20 protein-coding genes, 1 riboswitch and 1 other annotated feature are annotated in these 21432 nt (G+C 37.7%); of the genes, 7 read left to right on the top strand and 13 right to left on the bottom strand.

Translation table 11 applies throughout. The annotated features are described in order from the left end of the window. The first annotated feature begins 11 nt into the window (after window positions 1-11). Window positions 12-917, top strand: a complete 906-nt coding sequence (locus LY60_RS11800; protein ID WP_145083917.1) for a DMT family transporter — start codon at window positions 12-14, stop codon at window positions 915-917. 119 nt (window positions 918-1036) lie between these two features. Here LY60_RS11800 and LY60_RS11795 read toward each other — a convergent pair whose 3' ends face one another. After that, window positions 1037-1924, bottom strand: a complete 888-nt coding sequence (locus tag LY60_RS11795; protein ID WP_145083913.1) for a stalk domain-containing protein — start codon at window positions 1922-1924, stop codon at window positions 1037-1039. A gap of 100 nt (window positions 1925-2024) precedes the next feature. Further along, a riboswitch (cyclic di-GMP riboswitch) is annotated at window positions 2025-2108 on the bottom strand. 157 nt (window positions 2109-2265) lie between these two features. Here LY60_RS11795 and LY60_RS11790 point away from each other — a divergent pair. Further along, complete coding sequence (locus tag LY60_RS11790; protein WP_145083910.1) at window positions 2266-3225, top strand: D-2-hydroxyacid dehydrogenase; 960 nt, start codon at window positions 2266-2268, stop codon at window positions 3223-3225. A gap of 51 nt (window positions 3226-3276) precedes the next feature. On the opposite strand, the gene tlp is transcribed toward LY60_RS11790, so the two are convergent. The 11 genes from tlp to LY60_RS11735 all read right to left on the bottom strand — a co-directional run bounded on the left by tlp (window position 3277) and on the right by LY60_RS11735 (window position 12964). Continuing rightward, entirely contained in the window at window positions 3277-3507 is a 231-nt protein-coding gene (tlp, locus tag LY60_RS11785; protein ID WP_019228450.1) for a small acid-soluble spore protein Tlp, read from the bottom strand. A gap of 180 nt (window positions 3508-3687) precedes the next feature. Further along, window positions 3688-4551: a radical SAM protein gene (locus LY60_RS11780; protein ID WP_145083907.1), complete on the bottom strand. Its 864-nt coding sequence runs from the start codon at window positions 4549-4551 to the stop codon at window positions 3688-3690. 106 nt (window positions 4552-4657) lie between these two features. After that, window positions 4658-4846 carry a DUF1540 domain-containing protein gene (locus LY60_RS11775; RefSeq protein WP_145083904.1) on the bottom strand — a complete coding sequence of 63 codons (189 nt, stop codon included), beginning with the start codon at window positions 4844-4846 and terminating at the stop codon, window positions 4658-4660. Between the two features lie 112 nt (window positions 4847-4958). After that, window positions 4959-5663 carry a HesA/MoeB/ThiF family protein gene (locus tag LY60_RS11770; RefSeq protein WP_145083901.1) on the bottom strand — a complete coding sequence of 235 codons (705 nt, stop codon included), beginning with the start codon at window positions 5661-5663 and terminating at the stop codon, window positions 4959-4961. Beyond that, complete coding sequence (locus LY60_RS11765; RefSeq protein ID WP_145083899.1) at window positions 5663-5887, bottom strand: MoaD/ThiS family protein; 225 nt, start codon at window positions 5885-5887, stop codon at window positions 5663-5665. The genes LY60_RS11770 and LY60_RS11765 overlap by 1 nt, the downstream gene beginning before the upstream one ends. Window positions 5888-5895: 8 nt before the next feature. Further along, window positions 5896-7620 (bottom strand): aldehyde ferredoxin oxidoreductase family protein, encoded by a 1725-nt coding sequence (locus tag LY60_RS11760; protein WP_145083896.1) that lies wholly within the window; start codon window positions 7618-7620, stop codon window positions 5896-5898. Between the two features lie 367 nt (window positions 7621-7987). Further along, the gene (locus tag LY60_RS11755; protein WP_145083893.1) at window positions 7988-8317 is read right to left on the bottom strand and encodes a thioredoxin family protein; all 330 of its coding nucleotides are present in this window, start codon (window positions 8315-8317) and stop codon (window positions 7988-7990) included. Between the two features lie 59 nt (window positions 8318-8376). Then, on the bottom strand, window positions 8377-9756 hold the full coding sequence (locus LY60_RS11750; RefSeq protein WP_145083890.1) for an FAD-binding oxidoreductase: 1380 nt from the start codon (window positions 9754-9756) through the stop codon (window positions 8377-8379). A gap of 212 nt (window positions 9757-9968) precedes the next feature. Beyond that, window positions 9969-10949 (bottom strand): electron transfer flavoprotein subunit alpha/FixB family protein, encoded by a 981-nt coding sequence (locus LY60_RS11745; protein WP_145083887.1) that lies wholly within the window; start codon window positions 10947-10949, stop codon window positions 9969-9971. Then, window positions 10950-11756: an electron transfer flavoprotein subunit beta/FixA family protein gene (locus LY60_RS11740; RefSeq protein WP_145083884.1), complete on the bottom strand. Its 807-nt coding sequence runs from the start codon at window positions 11754-11756 to the stop codon at window positions 10950-10952. Between the two features lie 47 nt (window positions 11757-11803). Next, window positions 11804-12964 carry a YkvI family membrane protein gene (locus LY60_RS11735; RefSeq protein ID WP_145083881.1) on the bottom strand — a complete coding sequence of 387 codons (1161 nt, stop codon included), beginning with the start codon at window positions 12962-12964 and terminating at the stop codon, window positions 11804-11806. 433 nt (window positions 12965-13397) lie between these two features. Further along, window positions 13398-13629, bottom strand: a binding site (T-box leader). 418 nt (window positions 13630-14047) lie between these two features. Between LY60_RS11735 and LY60_RS11730 the strand changes: the two genes are divergently transcribed. Next, entirely contained in the window at window positions 14048-14248 is a 201-nt protein-coding gene (locus LY60_RS11730; RefSeq protein ID WP_145083878.1) for a cold-shock protein, read from the top strand. Between the two features lie 292 nt (window positions 14249-14540). Here the strand turns inward: LY60_RS11730 and LY60_RS11725 are convergent, their stop codons facing one another. Then, window positions 14541-15857, bottom strand: coding sequence for a DEAD/DEAH box helicase (locus tag LY60_RS11725; RefSeq protein ID WP_145083875.1), 1317 nt, complete (start codon window positions 15855-15857; stop codon window positions 14541-14543). A 397-nt stretch (window positions 15858-16254) separates the two neighbouring features. Between LY60_RS11725 and trhA the strand changes: the two genes are divergently transcribed. The 4 genes from trhA to LY60_RS11705 all read left to right on the top strand — a co-directional run bounded on the left by trhA (window position 16255) and on the right by LY60_RS11705 (window position 21310). After that, the gene (gene trhA, locus LY60_RS11720) at window positions 16255-16893 is read left to right on the top strand and encodes a PAQR family membrane homeostasis protein TrhA (RefSeq protein WP_145083872.1); all 639 of its coding nucleotides are present in this window, start codon (window positions 16255-16257) and stop codon (window positions 16891-16893) included. A gap of 277 nt (window positions 16894-17170) precedes the next feature. Next, window positions 17171-17665 (top strand): MarR family winged helix-turn-helix transcriptional regulator, encoded by a 495-nt coding sequence (locus LY60_RS11715; protein ID WP_170226200.1) that lies wholly within the window; start codon window positions 17171-17173, stop codon window positions 17663-17665. A gap of 4 nt (window positions 17666-17669) precedes the next feature. After that, window positions 17670-19394, top strand: coding sequence for an ABC transporter ATP-binding protein (locus tag LY60_RS11710; RefSeq protein ID WP_145083866.1), 1725 nt, complete (start codon window positions 17670-17672; stop codon window positions 19392-19394). Beyond that, window positions 19394-21310, top strand: a complete 1917-nt coding sequence (locus LY60_RS11705) for an ABC transporter ATP-binding protein (protein ID WP_145083863.1) — start codon at window positions 19394-19396, stop codon at window positions 21308-21310. Before LY60_RS11710 ends, LY60_RS11705 begins: the two co-directional genes overlap by 1 nt. The last annotated feature ends 122 nt before the right edge of the window (window positions 21311-21432 follow it).

Here is a 21432-nt window from a genome sequence, read left to right as displayed (position 1 = left end):
GGAGAATATTTATGAAGACAAAAGAAGTGAAATCAGTATTTATACTGCTCTTGACCGCAGCAATATGGGGATTTGCATTTGTTGCACAAAGAGTGGGAATGCAGCACGTCGGCGCCTTTACATTCAATGGTGTGAGATTTGCCTTAGGAAGCATATCTTTGCTGCCTGTAATATATTTTTTCAACAGGAAAAACAAAGAACAACAAAAGGAAGAAGCAGACTTAAAATCGACGGTGAAATCAGGATTAATAGCAGGGAGCGTATTGTTCATTGCAGCTTCCTTGCAGCAAATAGGACTCATTTACACCACAGCCGGCAAGGCCGGATTCATAACAAGCCTTTACATAGTCCTTGTACCAATAATAGGAATATTGTTCAAGCAAAAAACTCACACGAAGACATGGATTGGTGCTTTAACTGCAGCTATCGGACTTTATTTTTTAAGCATCAATGAAAGCTTTACAATCGAGTTTGGAGATTTTTTAGAAATTATAGGAGCAGTATTCTGGGCATGCCACATACTTCTGATTGACAGATTTGTTAAAAATGTCGATGCCATAAAACTTTCAAGCATTCAATTTGCCACATGTGCAGTATTAAGCATGATTACTGCATTTATAACAGAAGATGTCAATGCTGCTGGAATTTCAGGAGCCCTTGTGCCGATTCTATACGGTGGCATTATGTCAGCGGGAGTAGCGTACACTTTGCAGGCAGTGGGACAAAAATATGCAAAACCGTCTCATGCAGCTATTGCTCTTAGCATGGAGTCAGTGTTTGCAGCCATAGGAGGAATAGTACTTCTTGCTGAAAGGATGTCTCCAAGAGGTTATTTAGGATGTGCCTTGATGCTATTAGGAATGCTCATTGCACAGTCTGAAAACTTCGGCAAAGAAAATCCCGGGGACGCCAGTTAAACTGAACTAATAATCCAAAAGGCACGCTTATTATTAGCAGTGCTTTTTTTATTGCTGTCAGTAAAATTCACAAAGCAAAGGACTGTTGCATTATGCAGCAGCCCTTAAGAGGAGGAGTATTAATCAATATTTATTGTTTGAGTTTCCTGGTCCCATTCAACTGTAAGTTCTAATTGTTCAGCAATGAATCTTAGAGGAACCATTGTTCTGTTGTTCATTATTTCAGCCGGAACGTCTATTTCAACTGTTTCTTCATTTACTGTAACTGTTCCTTCAGCCAGAGAAAATACAATTACTTTTCCGTCTTTTGTTATGGTGACAATTTTTTCTACGTCATCATACTCTACTTTTGCTCCCAAGGCTTCTGATACAGCTCTCACAGGAATCAATGTTCTTCCTTCTTTAATTACAGGAGGTGTGTCAAATTTAGCATTACCTTTTTTGAACAAAACATTTTCTACAGGAATTACATCAACATTTTCAATGCTGTCAAATCTTAGAGAAACTTCTTTTAAAGCCTCAAGCTCTTCTTGAGTATATTTGTTTCTCACTATTTCCTGCATTTCTTGTATTTTTGCCTTCATTTGAACTTTATATTCGTTCATTTCTAATTTTTTTGCTTCAAGCTGCAATTTTATTTCTGCAATTGCTGCTTCGTCCCCAAGTGCTTCGGCTGCTTCAAGGCTTGTCTCAAGTGCTTCGAGTTCATCTTCAATTCCGTCTTTTAGTGCCTCAATCTCGTCCTTTTCAGCTTCAACAGCCGCTTTTGCCTCTTTCCATACTTTGCTGTTTCCCTTGCCCTTACCGTTTCCTTCTTCAACTACTTCTTCATCTTCGATGTCTTCATCAGTTTCGACATCTGCGTCTTGATCAACCTCAGAACTCACCTGAGTTTCATCTGTTGTGTTGTTTGTTTCACCATCAAGATCTTCCCCAAAAGCTACAGTCGGAAAAACTAATGTCATTAGAAGTGCCAAAATCAATGCAATTTTGTTAATGCTTTTCATTTAATCTAGATCTCCTTTTTTCCCACAGGGTAATTTTTGGACAAAAAAAGCTCTGAATGGGTCGCCAAACAGAGCCAATACTTTTATATGTATTAACAATTTTGGTAACCCGGCTGCCTTGGTATGTACCTTAAGGCCCGTGGCTTTGCGTCCCCGGCTTTCACCGGGTTTGCCTTTATCAGTTCGCTAATTTATTCCATGGTAAAATTATATGCCTATATATAAATTTTGTCAATCAAAATAATTATTTCCTGTAAAATCAATTGCACATGGTTTAAATATCTGATAAAATTTCCTTAATGAAAACAATACTAACTGCACTGCAGTAACCTGGAGATAATATGAAAATAGTAATTTTAGATGGATATACTTTAAACCCCGGAGACTTGTCATGGGATAAACTAAAAAATCTTGGCGATGTTGAAATTTATGACAGAACTCCTGCTGAGCTCACTGTTGAAAGAATAAAAGATGCAGACATAGTTCTTACAAACAAATCACCTATTTCAAAAAAAGATATGGAACAATGCAAAAATCTTAAATTCATAAGTGTTCTTGCAACTGGTTACAACATAGTTGATACAGCTTATGCAAAGGAAAGAAACATTGTTGTTTCAAACATTCCCACATACGGTACTGCTTCTGTTGGACAGTTTACCATTGCACTTCTTTTAGAAATATGCCACCACATAGGCGAACATTCAAGGTCCGTAAAAAACGGAGACTGGGAAGAATGCAAGGACTGGACATACTGGAACTATCCTCTCATAGAGCTTGAGGGAAAGACAATGGGAATAATAGGCTATGGAAAAATCGGGCAGAAAACCGGACAAATCGCACAGGCTATGGGAATGAAAATTCTTGCTAATGCTAATCATCCTAACCCAGCTCTTGAAAGCGATACATGCAGGTATGTTGATATTGATGAGCTCATGGAAAATTCAGACATCATTGTACTCCACTGCCCTTTGACACCTTCAACAAATGGAATAATAAACAAAAAAAATATTGCCAAAATGAAGGATGGTGTCATTATAATAAACGATTCAAGAGGACCGCTTATTGTGGAAGAAGATTTAAGAGATGCACTTAACAGTGGAAAGGTTGCCTATGCTGCATGTGATGTTGTTTCAACAGAACCCATAAGAACTGACAATCCGCTTTTATCTGCTAAAAACATAATTATAACACCACATATTGCATGGGCTCCAATTGAAGCAAGAAAAAGGCTTATGGATTATACTATAGAAAATATTCAAAGATTCATTGAAGGAAATCCCGTCAATATTGTAAACAAATGATTGTATGATATACAGCACGTAGGGGCGGACCTCGTGTCCGCCCGAAAGAGATTATTTATATCCGTTTTTCTTGTCTATTGCTTCGTCCCTTATTTCTTCTTTCATATTTTTGAGAGATTGTTCTCTTCTCATATTTTTATCGGCCAAATCCTGTCTTTCTTTTTCGTTGTCAACTTTTTTCATGAGATCTTTTGTTTCTCTGTAGTTGACTATTGTGTTGTCTATCATGTTTTGAATTCTGTCAACATTGTCTCTTCTGTCATCTGGTTTTGGGTTATTCATATTTTTCTCCTTTTCATAATAGTCCCTGAATTATTATTTCTTAGTTCATTGAAATTATCCCGGCTCAATTTTACAAAATTTCTTTTATTTAAGCACAATAAAAGCCGGAAATTCCGGCTCAAGTTATTGATTAACCCTGATGTTATCATCAACCTGAGCTGGAAATCCGGCTCCTTAATATTACAATGTGTCATATTCAAGAGGAATGAAATTGCCGCTTTCACGGAGTTTTTTTAGTCTTTTAACCAGCTCTTCCTTGTCCTTGTTGAGTATCCCTGCCTGGTTAACATGGTTTGAAACGTGGTTGGCTCTGAATATGCAGTCCTCAAGCTCCATGTTTTCAAGCATTATTATGTTTTCATCAAGAACTTCAAGAGGTGTCAGCAGATGAAACTTGCCCTGTCTTATGTCATCGGCCAATTCAGATTCTTCTTCCACAACAAGTCGAAGAAGTGAAAAATAATGGGGATTTATTGCAGATATAACTTTTGCCGATTCAACGGCATGTTCCTGCATCAGTTCTTTTCCTCCAAGGCCTGAAATAATCATGCATGATAGCTTGAATCCTGCCTTAATTGCCTTTTGTCCGGCTAAAGTCATCTCAGTTTGATTTACTCCCTTTTCCATAAGAGACAACACATTGTCAGAACCGCTTTCAACACCCATGTACAAGAGTTCAAGACCGGCTTCATGGATAGTTGTTAGTTCTTCTTCAGTTTTTCTTAGTAAATCCAGTGGACCTGAATAAGAGCTAATTCTTTTAACGTTTGGAAATTCCTTCTTTATGTAATCCAACAGTTCAAGAATCTTTTCAGTTTTAAGGCACAGAACATTTCCGTCTGCCAGAAAAATCCTTTCAGCATCCCTGTAATATGATTTAAGCTCTTTTACATGTTCCATGATTTCTTCTTTTGACTTCAGCCTGAACTGCTTGCATTTGTACATGTAGCAAAATCTGCACTTATTGTGGGAGCAACCTTCAGTTACTTGTATGATAAGGCTCCTTGCTTCGCTTGGAGGCCTGTATAACGGCATTGAATACATAATGTCTCCTTTAAAAATAATTTTACATTATTATATACCTTGGACGGACTGTTTTACAATTAAAAAATTGTTCCTAAACTTAAGGAACAATTTTCTAAGAAATAACTTATGACATGCTCTGGTTGTGAGGAACAAATGTTGCACAGTCTGTTTCTTTTGAACTTTGAGCATTACGGCTTTGAACTTCTATTTTTTGAGCGTTGCAGTGATCTCCCTGTGAATAATAATGGCATGTGTTTACCATACATTTGATACCAGGATTGTGCTGATCCATTTTTTGAACTTTGCCTTCCATATTTATCTCCTTGTTAATGTTATTTGAAAAGTTTTATAACTTTTTAAAACTTTCTAAAATATTATGCCCTTGTTTAACTTTTTTAATATAAAATATTTTTACATCATTTGCATTATTTTGAAATTTTAAACGTTTCAAATTCCATGTACAGCAAATCTGCCTGCAGCCATGAATTTCTCAAAGCAGGTTCTCTTCCAACAATTATCTTGACTGATTCTGCTGCTGCAAGGCTTGACATAACCCATGGAGTGAATGCAGGATTGCCCCATATTTTTTCCATGCCTCTGTCATTTTCCATGCCGTCCTTAAAAACCTTCAAAACGCTGTAATCACCAGGCAGACTCACTCCAAGCATTCCAAACCACCCTGCTATTCCTGCATAAACAAGAGGCTTGTTGAGCCTGTGACATGACTGTTCAAGATCTATGCGCCTTTGAATTGAATCAAGAGCGTCGCATACCAGATTTGCTCCGCTGAAAATATCTGCTGCATTATCCTGATTGAACCAGTCATCAATCAGCGTAAGTTCAACGGAAGAATTCACAGCTTGAAGTCTTTGTCTTGCTGCTTCAACTTTTTTTGCTCCAATGTTATATTCAGTTGAAAACAGCTGACGATTCAAGTTTGTTTCATCAATTGTATCTCCGTCAACCAGTATGAGCCTTCCAACTCCAAGGCGGGCAAATTCTTCAGCCATGGTTCCTCCAAGGCCGCCGCAGCCTACTATGGCAATTGTTGAATCAGCCAATTTCTTTTGATCTTCAACTGATATGGTCTTGTAGTTTCTTTCATATCTTGGAGCTAGTATTCCTTTCATCAACCTCCTCCTACCGGCGGAAACAAAGACAATGTGTCGCCATTTTTCAATGTCTGGTTCAAATCAGCATCACGGCCGTTTACAAGGCATATTTTAACTTCTTCTTTTGGAATGTTGTATTTTGATATAACATCTGAAACTTGTGTGTTTTCATTCATATTTGCCTTTTCCTCCTTGAAACGCCCGTCTCTTAGAGTGGCAAACAACTTAACATTTATTTCCATTATACCTCCTAAAACTGAAGAACTTTGTCAAGCTCTTCATCTGAAATATCCCACACTACATCGTGTGGAGGAATAGCTTCACTTGTGAATTCAGGCAGTCTGTCATCATTTTTTGTGAATCCGGCTTTTCTGTTAAATTCCTTTTCAATTGTCAAAACATACTTGCCCATGTTGTTCCAGTCATCCTTGGTCCACTCCACTCCATACTGTGCATTTATCATGTCGAGAACAGAAAGAAATACTTCGTCAAAATCAAGTACAGCAAATGAAACAAACAAGCATAGACCAGTTGAATCAATTGATGCAGTTGCAATCTGAAGGTCTCTTGATAGTTCTGTCTGGCCTTCCTTTTTCAAAGGATCCACAGAACCTCCGACCTTCAGTATATTTGCTGCAACCGAATATCCTGCTGTATGGTCTGCACCCATTGGTGTCGTAGCATAGGTAACTCCTATTCCTTTCACAGCTCTAGGGTCATAGGCAGGCATTGTCTGGCCCTTTACTGTTGGTACCCTCAGCACGCCATATGCCTTTCCTGTAAAATCAGGTCCGTTTCCAAGAATTCTTCCAAGAGGAGTTCCTGATTTAATTTCACTTTTTATTAAATTCAATATTCCTTCTCCGTCACCCCACTTAAGCAATTCCGCTTCCATTGCAACCATCATTGTTCCTGCAGTGTCAATGGTATCAATTCCTATGTCGTCGCATTCATGGTCAATGTGGGCTATAACATCCAGATCATCGACCATGCATCCTGCACCGAATCCCCAGATTGTTTCATACTCAAATCCTGAAGTAAGATAGCTGCCGTCCTTGTCGTTGTATGTCTGAGAGCAGCGTATTATACACCCCACATGACATCCGTGGGTTGTGTCCCCATGACGCTCAACTATTGTGTCATGCATTGTTTCTCCGCAGATTTTTTCTGCTCCTTCAAATCTTCCCATCCTTGAATTTTTTGTTGGAAGTCCTCCTGCTTCATTTAAAATGTTCACAAGAACGTTGGAGCCGTACTTAGGCAAGGCTTCACCGCTTACAGGATGCTTTAGAAGACCCTTGTTGAAAATTTTAGCAGCATCGTCAAATTTTTTCTTGTCCTTTATTTCAATTCCTTCACCGTCATTATCATCAAGGGAAATGAATTTTATGTGCTTTGAACCCATTACTGCACCAAGTCCGCCCCTGCCGGCGCTCCTTAAGTGGCCTTTTGGATCCTTGACGGAAATGTTGGCAGTTGACATCTTGTATTCGCCTGCCTGGCCAATTGTCATAACACCGGTATTTTCTCCATACCTGGATGTAATGGTGTGGACCACTTCATAATTTCCCTTGCCCAACAATTCTGTTTCTTCCTTTATGTTTACTCCATCTTTGTGCACATGAATTGTGTACCATTTGTCATCCATGGGCATTCCTTCAATTATGAGTGCTTTGACTCCAAGTTTCGCAAGACGCTGGGCTGCTGTGCCGCCGGAATTGCTTTCTTTTATTCCTCCCGTAAGCGGGCTTTTGGCTCCTACTGACAAACGCCCTGAATTTGCAGCCTTTGTTCCTGCAAACAGACCAGGAGCAAATACCAATTTATTTTTACTTCCCAATGGATTGCAGGCAGGGTCCACTTCTTCTGAAATTATTGTTGAAGTTAATCCTCTTCCTCCGAGAGTATTCCATCTTTCAGGAACATCTTCAATTGAAAAAGAAAGTTTTGACATATTCACTCGGTAAATCTTCAAATAATTACCTCCTATATTAATTTATTGTATTATTCTGCCCGAGCAAATATTGGCTATGCAAAATTTGATTGTCAAAAAAATGCAAAAAAGAGCCAAAAGGCTCTTAAGCTTACTTCATAATTTCGATTAACATTAATATTATCGTGACTCTCATGCGGGAGGGCACGAGGCGAAGTCACTGAAAAACTATACATTTATTCGCTGTCATTCTGAGAGCTTGCTCGAAGAATCTCATGTTTTCAACAAAAGATGAGATCCTTCACTAACGTTCAGGATGACAAAATAGACTTTTTCAGTGGTTTCCACGAGGCCCTCCCCTACATCATTGATATAAATATCAACATACTATATAGCTTGTTCTTATTGGCTATTGTTCAAAATACATGTGATAATATCTTGAAATTTTGCTTTCAATGTCAGGTACACTTATAAAACGTGCTTCCCTTATTGCTTCTTTGTTGTCTATGAAAAAAAGAATGCCGGGAATAGTAAAAATGTTGTTTGCAGCTGCCATTTCCGGGGAAATATCCACATCTACCTGCACTGATTTTATTTTCGGATATTTTTCAAGCATCTCTTCGATTTTTGGCTTCAATGCTGCACATACTCCGCACATTTCGCTTCCGAAATAAACAATTACCATGCTGTTTTTTTCTATCATATTTTTTAATTCTTCATTTGATTTTATATAATCCATAACCCCTCCTGTAATAAAGCAACAACTTTATTAATACCCTGCTGCGGCTTTTTTAAACATTACAGAGCTGTTCCGGGATTCAAAATGTTGTTGGGGTCAAAAACATTTTTTATTGCCTTCATGAGATTTAATTCCTTTTCAGTGAACTGCAGCTTCAGTCTTTCATTTCTCACTTTGCCCACACCGTGTTCACCAGTGATTGCTCCTTCACATTCTATGACTAAGTTGAATATTTCATCAACAATCTCATCGTAGCATTCAGGCTTTTCTGCATCCTCAGTCAAAATACTGTTGTGCATGTTTCCGTCGCCTATGTGACCTATTGTTGATATTTCAACGCCGTATTTTTCATATATTTTCTTGATACCTTCCATATACTTTGCAAGATTTTTTATTGGAACAGCAGCATCAATGGCATCAACAACCATTTTATGCATGCTTGGGTATACGTGGCTTCTTATTTCAAGAAGAGTTTTCTGTTCCTTTGAGCTTTCTGCCACAAAGCTTTCAACTGCATTGTTTTCTTCACATATACCAACAATTGTTTCATACATTTCATACAGATCATCTTCTTTTCTCTCAGAAACAATGAAGTACAAATCAACATTTCCAACATTAGAAGGCCATGTCATACCAATATCTTCAGCAGCTCTTAATATTGCTGTTTTTTCCATGTATTCAATAGCCAGTGGCTTTATTCCGCTTTTGAAAATTTCAGTAACTGCATTCACAGCATCCGAGTCATTTTCAAAAGATACAAGAAGGCTTCCTATATGTTTGTCCTTAGGCTTTATGGATAAAGTAACCTTTGTCACAATCCCAAGAATTCCTTCACTTCCGATCAAAAGATTTTTTAGATCAAGCCCTGCATTGTTTTTTATGAGCTTTCCTCCTGCATGGATTATTTCTCCGGTTGGAAGAACAGCTTCAAGACCTTTGACCTGGTCGCGCATTACGCCATATCTTACTGCTCTTACTCCTCCGGCATTCATTACAACCATTCCTCCAACCTGAGCACCTTCATCCCCTGGATGGATTGGGAAGTAAAGGCTGTCATGCTTGTTGAACAGCTCCACAATGTCAAGAAGTGTTACTCCTGCTTCGCATTCTACAGTAAGTGATGCCTCATCAACTTCGATTATTTTGTTCATGCGTTCCATAGAAATGATGATTGTAGGCATTATGGCAACTGCAGCTCCTGAAAGGCTTGTGCCGCCTCCTCTTGCCATTACCGAATATTTGTTTTCGTTGGCATATTTCATAATTTCAGAAATTTCTTCTGCACTTGCAGGCTTTACGACTACGCAGTCCCTGCAAACTTTCGGCTTCACTGCTTTTTCAGTTTCATCTTCACAGTAGCTGCTCACTTTGTCAAGGTCTGATACTACCCAGTCTTCACCTACAATTTCCTGCATTTTCCTGATTATATTTTCGTTCATAATTCCTCCATATTTTAATACTCTAAAGTAATATTTTCAAATTAAAACGAGATCCTTCACTGCTGTTCAGGATGACATAAATAAATGTAAATTAAATTAAACTCAAACATATTATTTCAATAATCTTAAGCCAAAATCATTAACAATTAATTCTTCACTCTTAACTCTTAATTCTTAATTTTATTATTCTTAACTCTTAATTCTTAATTTTTTTAACTCTTAATTGCCTCAATGAGTTCCGGTATAATTTTATACATATCTCCTACTATTGAATAATCTGCTACTTTGAATATTGGTGCTGAAGGGTCATTGTTTATTGCAATTATAATTCCTGATTCCTTCATTCCTGCCACATGCTGAGGAGCTCCTGATATTCCGCATGCAATGTATATTTTAGGTTTAACTCTGCTTCCGCTGTATCCTACCTGATGAGCTTTTGATATAATTCCTGTTTCCACAAGTGCTCTGGAGGCTCCCACTTCTCCGCCCAGAAGCATTGCCAGTTCCTGTATCATTTTTAAATCTTCTGCATTTTTTATTCCCACTCCTGCTGATACAACCACATCTGCATCTGCAATGTTAATATTTTCGTTGGAGATTTCTTCAAGAACTTCCACAAGGCTGTTTCCGGATTTTATTGCTTTTACTTTAATGATTTCACCTGTCTTTGTTTCATCCCTGTGGGCTTCGTCAAATTCCTTGTACCTAACAGTTGCCATTTGAGGATAGTTGTCCGACTTGATGTGAGCAAGAATATTTTCGCTGAAGGCTGGTCTTATCTGAATTAATTTCATATCATCGTCAATGCTTAAATCCGTGCAGTCTGCCGTCAGTCCGGTTTCCAGAATGGCTGCCACTCTGGGAGCAAGGCTTCTGCCGAATGTTGTAGCTCCAAACAAACAAATTTCAGGCTTAATGTCATGAATTAATTTTACCAGATTTTCAGCATATACAACTTCATCAGGAACGCTGAATATCATTTCATCTTCTATGTGATAAACATTGTCAGCGCCTCTGTAAACAAGTTCATTTACATTTATATCAGACTGTCCCAAAACAACTGCCATCAGACTGCAATTGAGCTTGTCACACAATGTCTTTCCTTTTCCAAGCAGCTCATAAGCAACCTTGTGAATGTCTCCCTTTTTCTGTTCGGCAAACACCAGGACTCCTTTGTATTCTTTTTCTTCCATTTAAACCTCCTTGTTCAGCACCCTGCTTTTTTTGAAAACATCAAGCATTTCCAAAACAGCCTCGCTGCCACTGTCCTTAAATATTTTTCCTTCTCTTTGCGATTGGGCAGGCACTTCAATTTTCTTTACTTTTGTTGGTGAACCCTTTACCCCAAGGCGTGATTCATCAATTATGTCTATTAAGTGGCTGCTGTCCCACTTTGTAATTTCTGCCTTTCTTGCCTTCATTTTATTTTTGAAGTTAGGAAGCCTTGGAACATTTACATCCTTTGTTACGGTCATAAGCAGCGGATATTTTCCTCTTTTGAGATACTGTCCTTCCCATACATTCGATACAACATCTATGGATTCTTCAGTAAAATCTTTTATACTTTCAACATTGCTTATGTGTGGAATGTTCAGTATACCTGCAACCTCAGGTCCAACTTGACCTGTATCCCCGTCAACAGTCTGAATTCCAGCTATAATCAAATCGTAACTGCCAATTTTTTTAATTGCTGCAGACAAAATGCCTGAAGTAGCCTTCACATCTGATCCGCCGAATTTTGCATCGCTCAATAATATTCCTTCATCAGCTCCTCTTGCAATTGCCTCTCTTAATGATTCCTCAGCCTGAGGAGGTCCCATTGAAACAGCAACTACCTTTGAGCTTGTTTTTTCGGCTATAACAAGAGCTGCCTCCAATGCGTTCAAGTCAAACGGATTTATTTCCGTTCCTGCAGAAGACCTGTCTATTCTTCCCTTCTCTCTGTCAAACTTCACTTTCTCCATGTCAGGCACTTGTTTGATAAGCACTATGATTGTCATTTTTCCTCCTTGATGAAAATGCAGCGAAGCAAAATGCTTCGCGCATATTAATTTTCTGTTTTTAATTTTTTGCTTCTTATTAATCCAACTATTATAAACGGGAACAAAACAACGAAAATTGAGAAGTATCCCAAATATTTGTATCCAATGTTTACTATTGAAGCTATACCAAATGTTGAAACCATAACATCTAATATGAGCATTGAAAGAACTATAAACAAGCTTCTGTTTCTTTCTGTCTTGATTCTTTTTACCATGTACGTTTTGTTTCCGTATCTTGCTACCAAAGCAAATGCAAATGCGATGATTGTAGACAATGATGCCATTACAACGAATACAACATATACAGTTTCAAGAACAGGTAATCCTATCTGCTGCACTATGTAGTAATTAGGCAGGAGACTTTGAATGGAATCAGGCTGATATGCAAAGTTTACCAGCACTATAGCCACAAGCATAAGGGCGTTTAAACAAGTTCCCAATGCTGCAGACATCATTGATTCTTTCTTACTTTTCAACCCTTGAGAAACTGAAATACAGTTTCCTATGTTGCCTGTGGACTGGAACCCCGCATATGTAATTGCCAGCCATAAGCCACTTGTAAGAGAATGATCTGAAAAGCTTGTTGCAGCCCAGTTAGTGCTGATTGCTCCTTTGCTGGCGCTTATGCCAAGCACTACTATAAGTCCTATTACAACAAGGATTCCCACTGTCAGAGCCGTTGAAGCTGCCTTTACAATTTCTGCGCCGTAAATAACCAGCACAACTGATAAGCATACCATCAACACTGTTCCTGCCCATATATTAAGCCCGAAAAATTGCTGAAACAATTTTGCGCTTGTGGCAATGCAAAGTCCGGGAGCCAGAAGCGATGTTACAAGGAAAGATATTTCAAAAAATGCGCTGAATAATTTTTCATAAGGATGAAAGAATTTATTTGTAAAAGTTTTAAAATCATGTACTTTATTTACTCTAGAATATTCAATTGCAAAATACATAGCCAGTCCTAATAGTGCCATTGCAAATACTGGTGTCAGCATCCCTATTTTACCATATGATGAAAAGTAAGTTGCAACCTGTTTTCCTGAAGCAACACCAGGTCCCGCATGAGTGCCGAACCATACAGCTGCTATTCCTACAAAAGGCGGTACGATGGATTTCTTGATTTTAACGTTTTGTACTGCTTGATTTTCGATTTTTGCTTCCATATTCATTCTCCTGTAATTTTTTTGTTTTGAAAATTAAACTCTGCGCATAGTTTAATAATTTAATTTTGCTGGAATGTGATTTGTTTACCTTAGACTTCCCGGCGGTTGTCGCTGGTCATTCGCAGTTTCGAACACAAATTTTCTTGCTTCCTACGGTCGCACATGTTGATGACAAAGTAACTTTCGACGTTGTCATTCTGAGGGCATTGCCCGAAGAATCTCATGTTTTCAATAAAGATGAGATCCTTCACCATCGTTCAGGATGACAGTGTCGGTGTTTATTAATTGTCTGACATCCTCCGGTCGCATAATTTGGTAACTCGTTGCGTTTGACCTACCAACCATTCTTGCTTCGCTATCGCTCACAACAACGGGGTTAGGGCATAAAAAAAATCTTTCACTCCTATAAACACATTTGAAATTCAACTGTGCTTATAGGGACGAAAGATCCGCGGTACCACCCTATTTATGATATAATAATCATCACTCTTCGAAGTCTGATAACTTCTAACTCTGTAACGTGAGTTCACGCATCCGCCTACTCAGTTTCCCTTTCAACAGATATGCTCAGCAGTGAATATTACATATTTTTTCATTGTTGGCTTTCACCTTCCCCAACTCTCTTTAAATGATTCAAATATCTTTCTCTGCTTCAACGCATTTATTTATATTAATGGTTATATTAAACCATTGCGTTTTCTTTGTCAACAGTTTTTTTAAAAAATTTTAAAATATTCATATGTTTATATAAATATGTCAAAAGGAATTAAGGTTATGAAGCCTCCTTTCCTTTATATTTTATTTATAGCTTTAACTGCGTTTTCATCTGCAATCCTTCCTGAATTTAAACCCCATGAAAGAGCAATTTTTAATAAATTTTAAAAAAACTTAAAAATATTTTTAAAAAATTGTAAAATTCTATTGACTTTAATACTTCACCGTGTTATATTGGTAAAGTATTACGGATGTATTTATTGATTTCACATGTTTTTAGAGATTATATATATGTTTTGTATATAGTTTGTAAAAATATGTGAATTTTTTATATGCAATTTGAGTACAATAATAATTAGGAGGTACCTCATGAATAAAGGTACAGTAAAATGGTTTAACGCAGAAAAAGGATTTGGATTTATAACTAGAGATAACGGAAATGACGTATTCGTTCATTTTTCAGCTATCCAAGGAAACGGATATAAATCATTAGAAGAAGGTCAGGCAGTTAGCTTTGATATTACTCAAGGCAACAGAGGCGACCAGGCAGCTAATGTTACTATAATATAAATAGCATAGCGTGAACATTTAAAATCGGGAGATATCCCGATTTTTTTATTTTTTTGTGCTTTTAAAATCAATACTGCTTCTATTGACACACCCTGACGTTGTCATCCTGAACGATAGTGAAGGATCTCATCTTTATTTAAAAACATGAGATTCTTCGGGCTACGCCCTCAGAATGACAATGTCAAAAGTTACTTTATCATCAACCTCAGATGGCAGTAACCCTCCTAGCACACTTTGAAAACATTCTGAAAATTGGCATAATAAAAGACGGTCTGGCCGCCTTTTTATAATATTATTTTCCGCTTCTTACATAAGATTTTTTGGAATTTCCTTTGCTGGAGCTTCCTTTGTTTGAACTTCCTCTGTATGAAGATCCCTTGCTGGCACTTTTTCTGTTTCTTGATATTTCTGTTTCTATTCTTTCAACTTTTTGTCTGTTCACTTTTTTCTCAGCTTTAGGAACAACACAGTTTATAAGCATTGGGTAAGGATGATCTTTAACCACTTCAATATTTTTCTTGATTAACTTTTGAATATCCTTCAAGAACGGCTTTTCTTCGTATTCGCAAAATGAAATTGCAGTTCCGCTCATACCTGCTCTGCCTGTTCTTCCTATTCTGTGAACATAAGTTTCCGGCAAGTTCGGCAAATTAAAGTTAATTACATGGGACAATTCGTTTATGTCTATTCCCCTGGCAGCTATGTCTGTAGCCACAAGCACTTTAATCTCGCCTTTTTTAAAGCTGTTCAGTGCACTTTGTCTTGCATTCTGGGATTTGTCTCCATGAATGGCAAGAGAATTTATTTTATTTGCTGCAAGTTCCTTCACAACTTTATCCGCATCATATTTTGTACGGGTAAAAACAAGAGCTGAAGAAATTTTATCTGTATGCAATAAATCCACAAGCAGTTTTTTCTTGTTGTTTTTATCAACAAAATAAACACTTTGTTCTATTGTGTCCACTGTTGATGAAACTGGTGTTACTGCAACCTTCACAGGATCAGACAAAATTGAATTCACAAGGTCTGAAATTTCCTTAGGCATTGTTGCAGAGAAAAACAATGTCTGTCTTTCCTGGGGAATGTAAGAAATTATTTTCTTTACATCATGAATGAAACCCATGTCAAGCATGCGGTCTGCTTCGTCAAGAACAAATATTTTTACATTTTGAAGATTGACCTGTCTTTGATTTATCAAGTCCATGAGTCTTCCAGGCGTAGCTATCAGAACGTCTACTCCTCTTCTCAGCGCATCTGTTTGAGGATTTTGTGAAACTCCTCCAAAAATAGAAAGGTATTTTAAACCTGTATATTTTCCGTATGCTCTGAAGCTGTCTTCAATTTGAACTGCTAGTTCTCTTGTTGGGGTTAATATCAAGGATTGTATTTGTCTTTTGGATCCTTTGTTTTTCTGTGTATATATTTTTTGTATGATTGGAACAGCAAACGCTGCGGTTTTTCCTGTGCCTGTCTGGGCACATCCAAGCAAATCTCTTCCTTTAAGAACTGAAGGGATTGATTGTTCCTGTATTGGGGAAGGTGCTTCGTATCCTTCATCTGATAAGGCTTTTAAGATTGGTTCAATTACATTTAAGTTTTCAAATTTCATATTTTAAATTTTTCTCTTTTCTTTTTCCAAAGCATGCTAAGGCAACTCAACTCGTTACATATTTTAGAATCTATTTTATTTTGTACCTTATAATATCCTAATTAAATAAAAAAAGCAACACATTTGACTTATTTTATTTAATTATGTCTGTTATACGGTTATTTTTTGATTTTTCGCCTACATTTCTTAGTTACACTAAAATAAAATCATGGATTTAAGAAATAATAGTTAATGTTTTATTTTAGCAACATATTATAGAAAAGTTAAATGCTCCTTATGTTGACAGAAACCTTCATAAATAATATTTCTTTAATTCCAATATTACTGTTGACATATAATTAAAAAGAGCATATTATAACTATATAATATAGTTATTAAAACTACATAGGAGGCAGGAATGAATCAGGATAAAAAAGAAATTACCAGCGCCCTCACTCATCTTGGAGGAGCTGTTTTCGGAGTTGTGGGAACATTTTTGCTTTTGGGAAATGCTAACAACAATATGACTGCAGTTGCGTTTTTAATATTTGGATTGAGCATGATATTATTATATTCCGCAAGCACCATTTACCACTTCATCGACAAATCAAAACAAAAGGCAAAACTTGTTATGCGTAAGCTTGACCACATCATGATATTTGTTTTGATTGCAGGCACTTACACACCTATGTGCATGCTTGTACTGAACAATAATGCAGGTTACAGGCTCCTTGCACTTGTTTGGACCATAACAATTATTGGAGTGTTCGTTAAAATATTTTGGATTAAAGCTCCAAACTGGGTGAGCTCTATTATGTACATAGCTATGGGCTGGCTTGCTGTACTTGTTCTTTCTCCACTGGCTAAGAACATGCCTGCAGGAGGAATGTTCTGGCTTGTAATGGGTGGAGTTTCATACACCATAGGAGGAACAATTTACGGGATTAAGAAGCCAAACTTCAACAATACATATTTTGGATTTCATGAGCTTTTCCACTTGTTTGTGCTGGCAGGAACCTTCTGCCATTTCATCATGATGTATTTTTATGTGGGATAAAAAGAAACTAATATTACAAATTATTGACATTATAAATATCCGCCTTGTTTAAGTGCGGGAGGACAGTAGTCCTCCTACATTTCGTGATATCAAAACACCGCTAAATGTCAAATTTACCATTCCGTATGGGCGGATCTTGTGTCCGCCCGTGTTATATATCAATCTTAGCAGCCAATGCTGCTTTTTTTATTAAAAAAATCTTGACATATTAAATTATAGTGGTATGATATGTAATGTTAATCGGTTAACTGTTAATCAGTTAACATTGGAGGTAAAGATGAACAAAAAATTTTTAGGAGTAGTTGGACGTCTTGAAAAGCTTAGCATTTTAAGGCGTATGGAAGCGAACAGAATTTCAGCAGAAGCAGGCTTGTACATGGGACAGCTTCCCATACTTGAATACATCATCCACCATGACGGATGCACTCAAAAGGAAATTGCAGACTTGATGTGTGTTTCTCCCGCTTCAATTGCCACTTCCACAAAAAGACTTCAGAAAGCAGGGCTTGTAAAGAAACAAATCGATGAAGATAATTTAAGAAAAAATATGCTTTCAGTTACCGAAAAAGGTATGGAACTGGCTATAAAGTGCCGTGAAAGCTTTGATGAATTCGACAAAAAACTTTTCAATGGTTTTTCAGATGAAGAGCTTCTTTCAGTTAAAGAGCATCTCGACCGTCTCATAGCAAATATTTCTGATGACAGCAAAATAGACTTTTGCTCAATTGTTGCATTAAGAAATGAATCAAAAAAATTTAACATCAAGGAGTGATCAAATGATTGATAAAATTATTCCCTGCCTTGGGAAGTACAAGAAATATGCATTACTGACGCCAATCATGGTTATAGGCGAAGTAATACTTGAAGTTTTCATACCATTTTTAATGGCCAAAATAATAGACGTGGGCATTGCCAATGCAGATGTAGCATATATAGCTAGAATCGGAAGCCTCATGGTATTAATGGCTTTAATATCTTTAGTTTTCGGTGCATTGTCCGGACGCTTTGCTTCTCTTGCAAGCACAGGTCTTGCTGCAGGAATCAGGAAAAAACTTTTTTACAAAATTCAGGACTTTTCATTTGCCAATGTTGACAAATTCAGCACAGCTTCACTTATAACTCGACTGACAGCAGATGTAACAAGCACTCAGACTGCATTCATGATGGTTATAAGAATGCTTGTGAGATCCCCAATAATGCTTGTAAGCGCCACTGTTATGGCAGTGTCAATAAATGCAAAGCTATCAGCAGTGTTTCTCTTTGCAATTCCTTTTTTAGGAGGCGCCATGGGAATCATTTCATACCTGGCATTTCCAAGATTCCAGAAAATGCTTGAAAAATATGATTCAATGAACTCTTCCGTACAGGAAAATCTTGTGGCAATACGTGTGGTTAAAGCATTTGTAAGAAGAGATTACGAAAATGAAAAATTTGAAGAAGCAGCAAACACATTAAGAGATGCTCAAATAAAAGCAGAAAGAATAGTCATAACTGGCATGCCCATAATGATGTTCACCATGTATGCATGCACCATACTTATTGCATGGTTCGGTGGAAATCTGGTTATTGCAGGCGACATGCAGACTGGCGAGCTTTTCAGCTTCATAAGCTACATTTCACAAATCCTGATGTCTTTGATGATGATTTCCTTTGCATTTATTGGAATTGTTATGTCAAGAGCATCAATAAAAAGAATATTAGAAGTACTTGACGAAGAAATAGACATAAAAAATAACGAAGAATCAGAAATCACAGCCAATGACGGCTCAATTGTCTTTGACAATGTAAGCTTCAGCTATGCGAAAAAAAGTGACAACCTGACTCTTGACAATGTGAATTTGAAAATCAATTCCAGTGAAACAGTTGGAATCATCGGAGGAACAGGTTCAGCAAAAACAACGCTTGTTCAGCTCATTCCACGTCTTTACGATGTACTGGAAGGCAGAATTCTTGTGGGAGGACACGATGTCAGGGATTACAGTCTTGAAGCCTTAAGAAACAACGTTGCAATGGTTCTTCAAAAGAATGTGTTGTTTTCTGGAACAATAAAGGAAAACCTGAAATGGGGCAATGAAAATGCCACAGATGAGGAAATTATGGCTGCATGCAAAGCTGCTCAAGCTCATGACTTCATCTCTGCAATGCCAGATGGCTATGAAACAGATTTAGGCCAAGGCGGTGTCAATGTCTCAGGAGGACAAAAGCAAAGAATTTGTATTGCAAGGGCACTTCTTAAGAATCCAAAAATACTCATACTTGATGATTCAACCAGCGCTGTGGACACAGCAACTGACAGCAAAATCAGACAAAGCTTCAAGGAAAATTTACAAAACACAACAACTATAATCATAGCTCAGAGAATTTCATCTGTTAGCGAAGCAGACAAAATCATTGTTCTCAATGACGGAAAAATTGACGGCGTTGGAACACATGAGGAATTATTAGCAACAAATGAAATATATAAAGAAGTATATGAATCGCAGCAGAAAGGGGTGGCATAATGGAGAAAAAAACAACTGCAGTTCGTCACGGTGGTCCGGGAGGCGGTCCGAGAGGATTTGCTAAACCAAAGAACACCTCTAAAACACTTAAAAGACTTCTAAGCTACTTGTTTGATTATAAGCTTCACCTTGTTGCAATAGTAATTGCAATAATAGGAAGTTCTTTGTCAGGAGTTGCAGGAACATATTTTTTAAAGCCCATAATAAATGATTATGTTGTGCCATTTATAGGTCAGGAAAATCCTGATTTGACAGGCTTCTTAGGAATGATTGGAATAATGGTTGCAGTGTATGCCTTCGGTGTTATATGCTCATTTACTTACAACCGCCTCATGCTTAAAGTATCAACCGGTACTATGAGAAAAATAAGAGTTGACATGTTCAGACACCTTCAGGACCTTCCAATCAAATATTACGACACTCACACTCATGGAGAAACCATGAGCCGTTTCACAAATGATACGGATACATTAAGAGAAATGCTCAGCCAGGGTCTTCCTCAGTTTGTGTCATCAACTATAACAGTCATTGGTGTTTTTACAATGATGGTAATACTTAGCCCAATCCTTACGCTATTGGTTGTGTTCATGTTTTCCATAATGATTTTTGCAGTCAAGAAAATAGGGAGCAAAAGCGCAAGCTACTTCATAAAGCAGCAGAAGGAACTGGGAACATTCAACGGCTTCATTGAAGAAATGATAGAAGGCCAGAAAGTTGTTAAAGTGTTCAGCCACGAAGGCAGGGTAAAACAGGAATTTGATGAAATAAACGAAAGACTTCGCCAGGCTGCATCCAGCGCCAATACATTTGCAAGCATACTGATGCCTATAATGGGAAACCTGTCATATGTGCATTATGCCCTGACAGCAACAGCAGGAGCTTTGCTTGCAGTAAACGGCTACATGGACTTGGGAACAATAGGCTCATACCTGCAGTACACACGTTCATTTTCACAGCCAATCACACAAATATCACAGCAGCTGAATTCAGTACTCACTGCCCTTGCAGGTGCTGAAAGAATATTTAATCTTCTTGATGAAACTCCGGAAGTTGACAATGGTTATGTGACACTTGTTGATGCTGAAGTTGATGAGAGCGGAAATATTACTGAAGCTTCACACAGAACAGGAGTATGGGCATGGAAACACCCTCACAAAGACGGAGCACTGACTTATACTCTGGTTAAGGGCGATGTTAGATTTGAGGATGTAACATTTGGTTATGATGAAAATAAGACTGTTTTAAACGGCATAAACCTTTTTGCCAAGCCAGGTCAAAAAATTGCATTTGTTGGATCAACAGGAGCAGGTAAGACTACCATTACAAACCTAATAAACCGTTTTTATGATGTCCCTGACGGTAAAATCAGGTACGACGGAATAAACATCAACAAAATTAAAAAAGATGACTTGAGACGTTCACTGGGCATGGTTCTTCAGGACACTCACCTTTTCACGGGCACCATAATGGAAAATATACGCTATGGGAAACTTGATGCCACTGATGAAGAAGTTATTGAAGCAGCTAAGCTTGCCAATGCTCATTCATTCATAAAACACATGCCGGAAGGATACAACACAATACTCACTTCGGACGGAACAAACTTAAGCCAGGGACAAAGACAACTATTAGCAATTGCAAGAGCAACAGTTGCAGATCCGCCGGTTTTGATTCTTGATGAAGCAACAAGCTCCATAGACACCCGTACAGAATCATTGATTGAAAAAGGAATGGATACACTAATGAAGGATAGAACTGTGTTTGTAATAGCTCACAGGCTTTCAACAGTAAGAAACTCCAATGCCATAATGGTTTTAGAAAACGGAAAGATAATAGAAAGAGGAAACCATGAAGACCTCATAGAACAAAAAGGAAAGTACTACCAGCTCTACACAGGAATGTTTGAGTTGTCATAAAAAAATCCGGGATTTATAATTTACCGCTTATGCTAAATTACCTGCGCGTAGGGGCGGATCTTGTATCCGCCCGCGGTTTGAATTCTATAAATTTATTGCATGCGGGAGGACACGAGGTCCTC

The sequence above is a fragment of the Sedimentibacter saalensis genome (assembly GCF_007830175.1).
GTDB classification, from domain to species: Bacteria; Bacillota; Clostridia; order Tissierellales; family Sedimentibacteraceae; genus Sedimentibacter; species Sedimentibacter saalensis.
Note: the sequence above shows the minus strand (reverse complement) of the source record. Positions and strands in the feature narration are given on the sequence as shown.

Bases quoted from the DNA above. Each gene is read 5' to 3' on its own strand.
- LY60_RS11770 (WP_145083901.1), bottom strand. From the start codon at position 5,663: ATGAAAGGAATACTAGCTCCAAGATATGAAAGAAACTACAAGACCATA.
- trhA (WP_145083872.1), top strand. From the start codon at position 16,255: ATGAATCAGGATAAAAAAGAAATTACCAGCGCCCTCACTCATCTTGGA.
- LY60_RS11765 (WP_145083899.1), bottom strand. From the start codon at position 5,887: ATGGAAATAAATGTTAAGTTGTTTGCCACTCTAAGAGACGGGCGTTTC.
- LY60_RS11705 (WP_145083863.1), top strand. From the start codon at position 19,394: ATGGAGAAAAAAACAACTGCAGTTCGTCACGGTGGTCCGGGAGGCGGT.
- LY60_RS11775 (WP_145083904.1), bottom strand. From the start codon at position 4,846: ATGGAAGGCAAAGTTCAAAAAATGGATCAGCACAATCCTGGTATCAAA.
- LY60_RS11740 (WP_145083884.1), bottom strand. From the start codon at position 11,756: ATGACAATCATAGTGCTTATCAAACAAGTGCCTGACATGGAGAAAGTG.
- LY60_RS11800 (WP_145083917.1), top strand. From the start codon at position 12: ATGAAGACAAAAGAAGTGAAATCAGTATTTATACTGCTCTTGACCGCA.
- LY60_RS11755 (WP_145083893.1), bottom strand. From the start codon at position 8,317: ATGGATTATATAAAATCAAATGAAGAATTAAAAAATATGATAGAAAAA.
- LY60_RS11725 (WP_145083875.1), bottom strand. From the start codon at position 15,857: ATGAAATTTGAAAACTTAAATGTAATTGAACCAATCTTAAAAGCCTTA.
- LY60_RS11715 (WP_170226200.1), top strand. From the start codon at position 17,171: ATGAACAAAAAATTTTTAGGAGTAGTTGGACGTCTTGAAAAGCTTAGC.
- LY60_RS11745 (WP_145083887.1), bottom strand. From the start codon at position 10,949: ATGGAAGAAAAAGAATACAAAGGAGTCCTGGTGTTTGCCGAACAGAAA.
- tlp (WP_019228450.1), bottom strand. From the start codon at position 3,507: ATGAATAACCCAAAACCAGATGACAGAAGAGACAATGTTGACAGAATT.
- LY60_RS11730 (WP_145083878.1), top strand. From the start codon at position 14,048: ATGAATAAAGGTACAGTAAAATGGTTTAACGCAGAAAAAGGATTTGGA.
- LY60_RS11795 (WP_145083913.1), bottom strand. From the start codon at position 1,924: ATGAAAAGCATTAACAAAATTGCATTGATTTTGGCACTTCTAATGACA.
- LY60_RS11735 (WP_145083881.1), bottom strand. From the start codon at position 12,964: ATGGAAGCAAAAATCGAAAATCAAGCAGTACAAAACGTTAAAATCAAG.
- LY60_RS11710 (WP_145083866.1), top strand. From the start codon at position 17,670: ATGATTGATAAAATTATTCCCTGCCTTGGGAAGTACAAGAAATATGCA.
- LY60_RS11790 (WP_145083910.1), top strand. From the start codon at position 2,266: ATGAAAATAGTAATTTTAGATGGATATACTTTAAACCCCGGAGACTTG.
- LY60_RS11780 (WP_145083907.1), bottom strand. From the start codon at position 4,551: ATGTATTCAATGCCGTTATACAGGCCTCCAAGCGAAGCAAGGAGCCTT.
- LY60_RS11750 (WP_145083890.1), bottom strand. From the start codon at position 9,756: ATGAACGAAAATATAATCAGGAAAATGCAGGAAATTGTAGGTGAAGAC.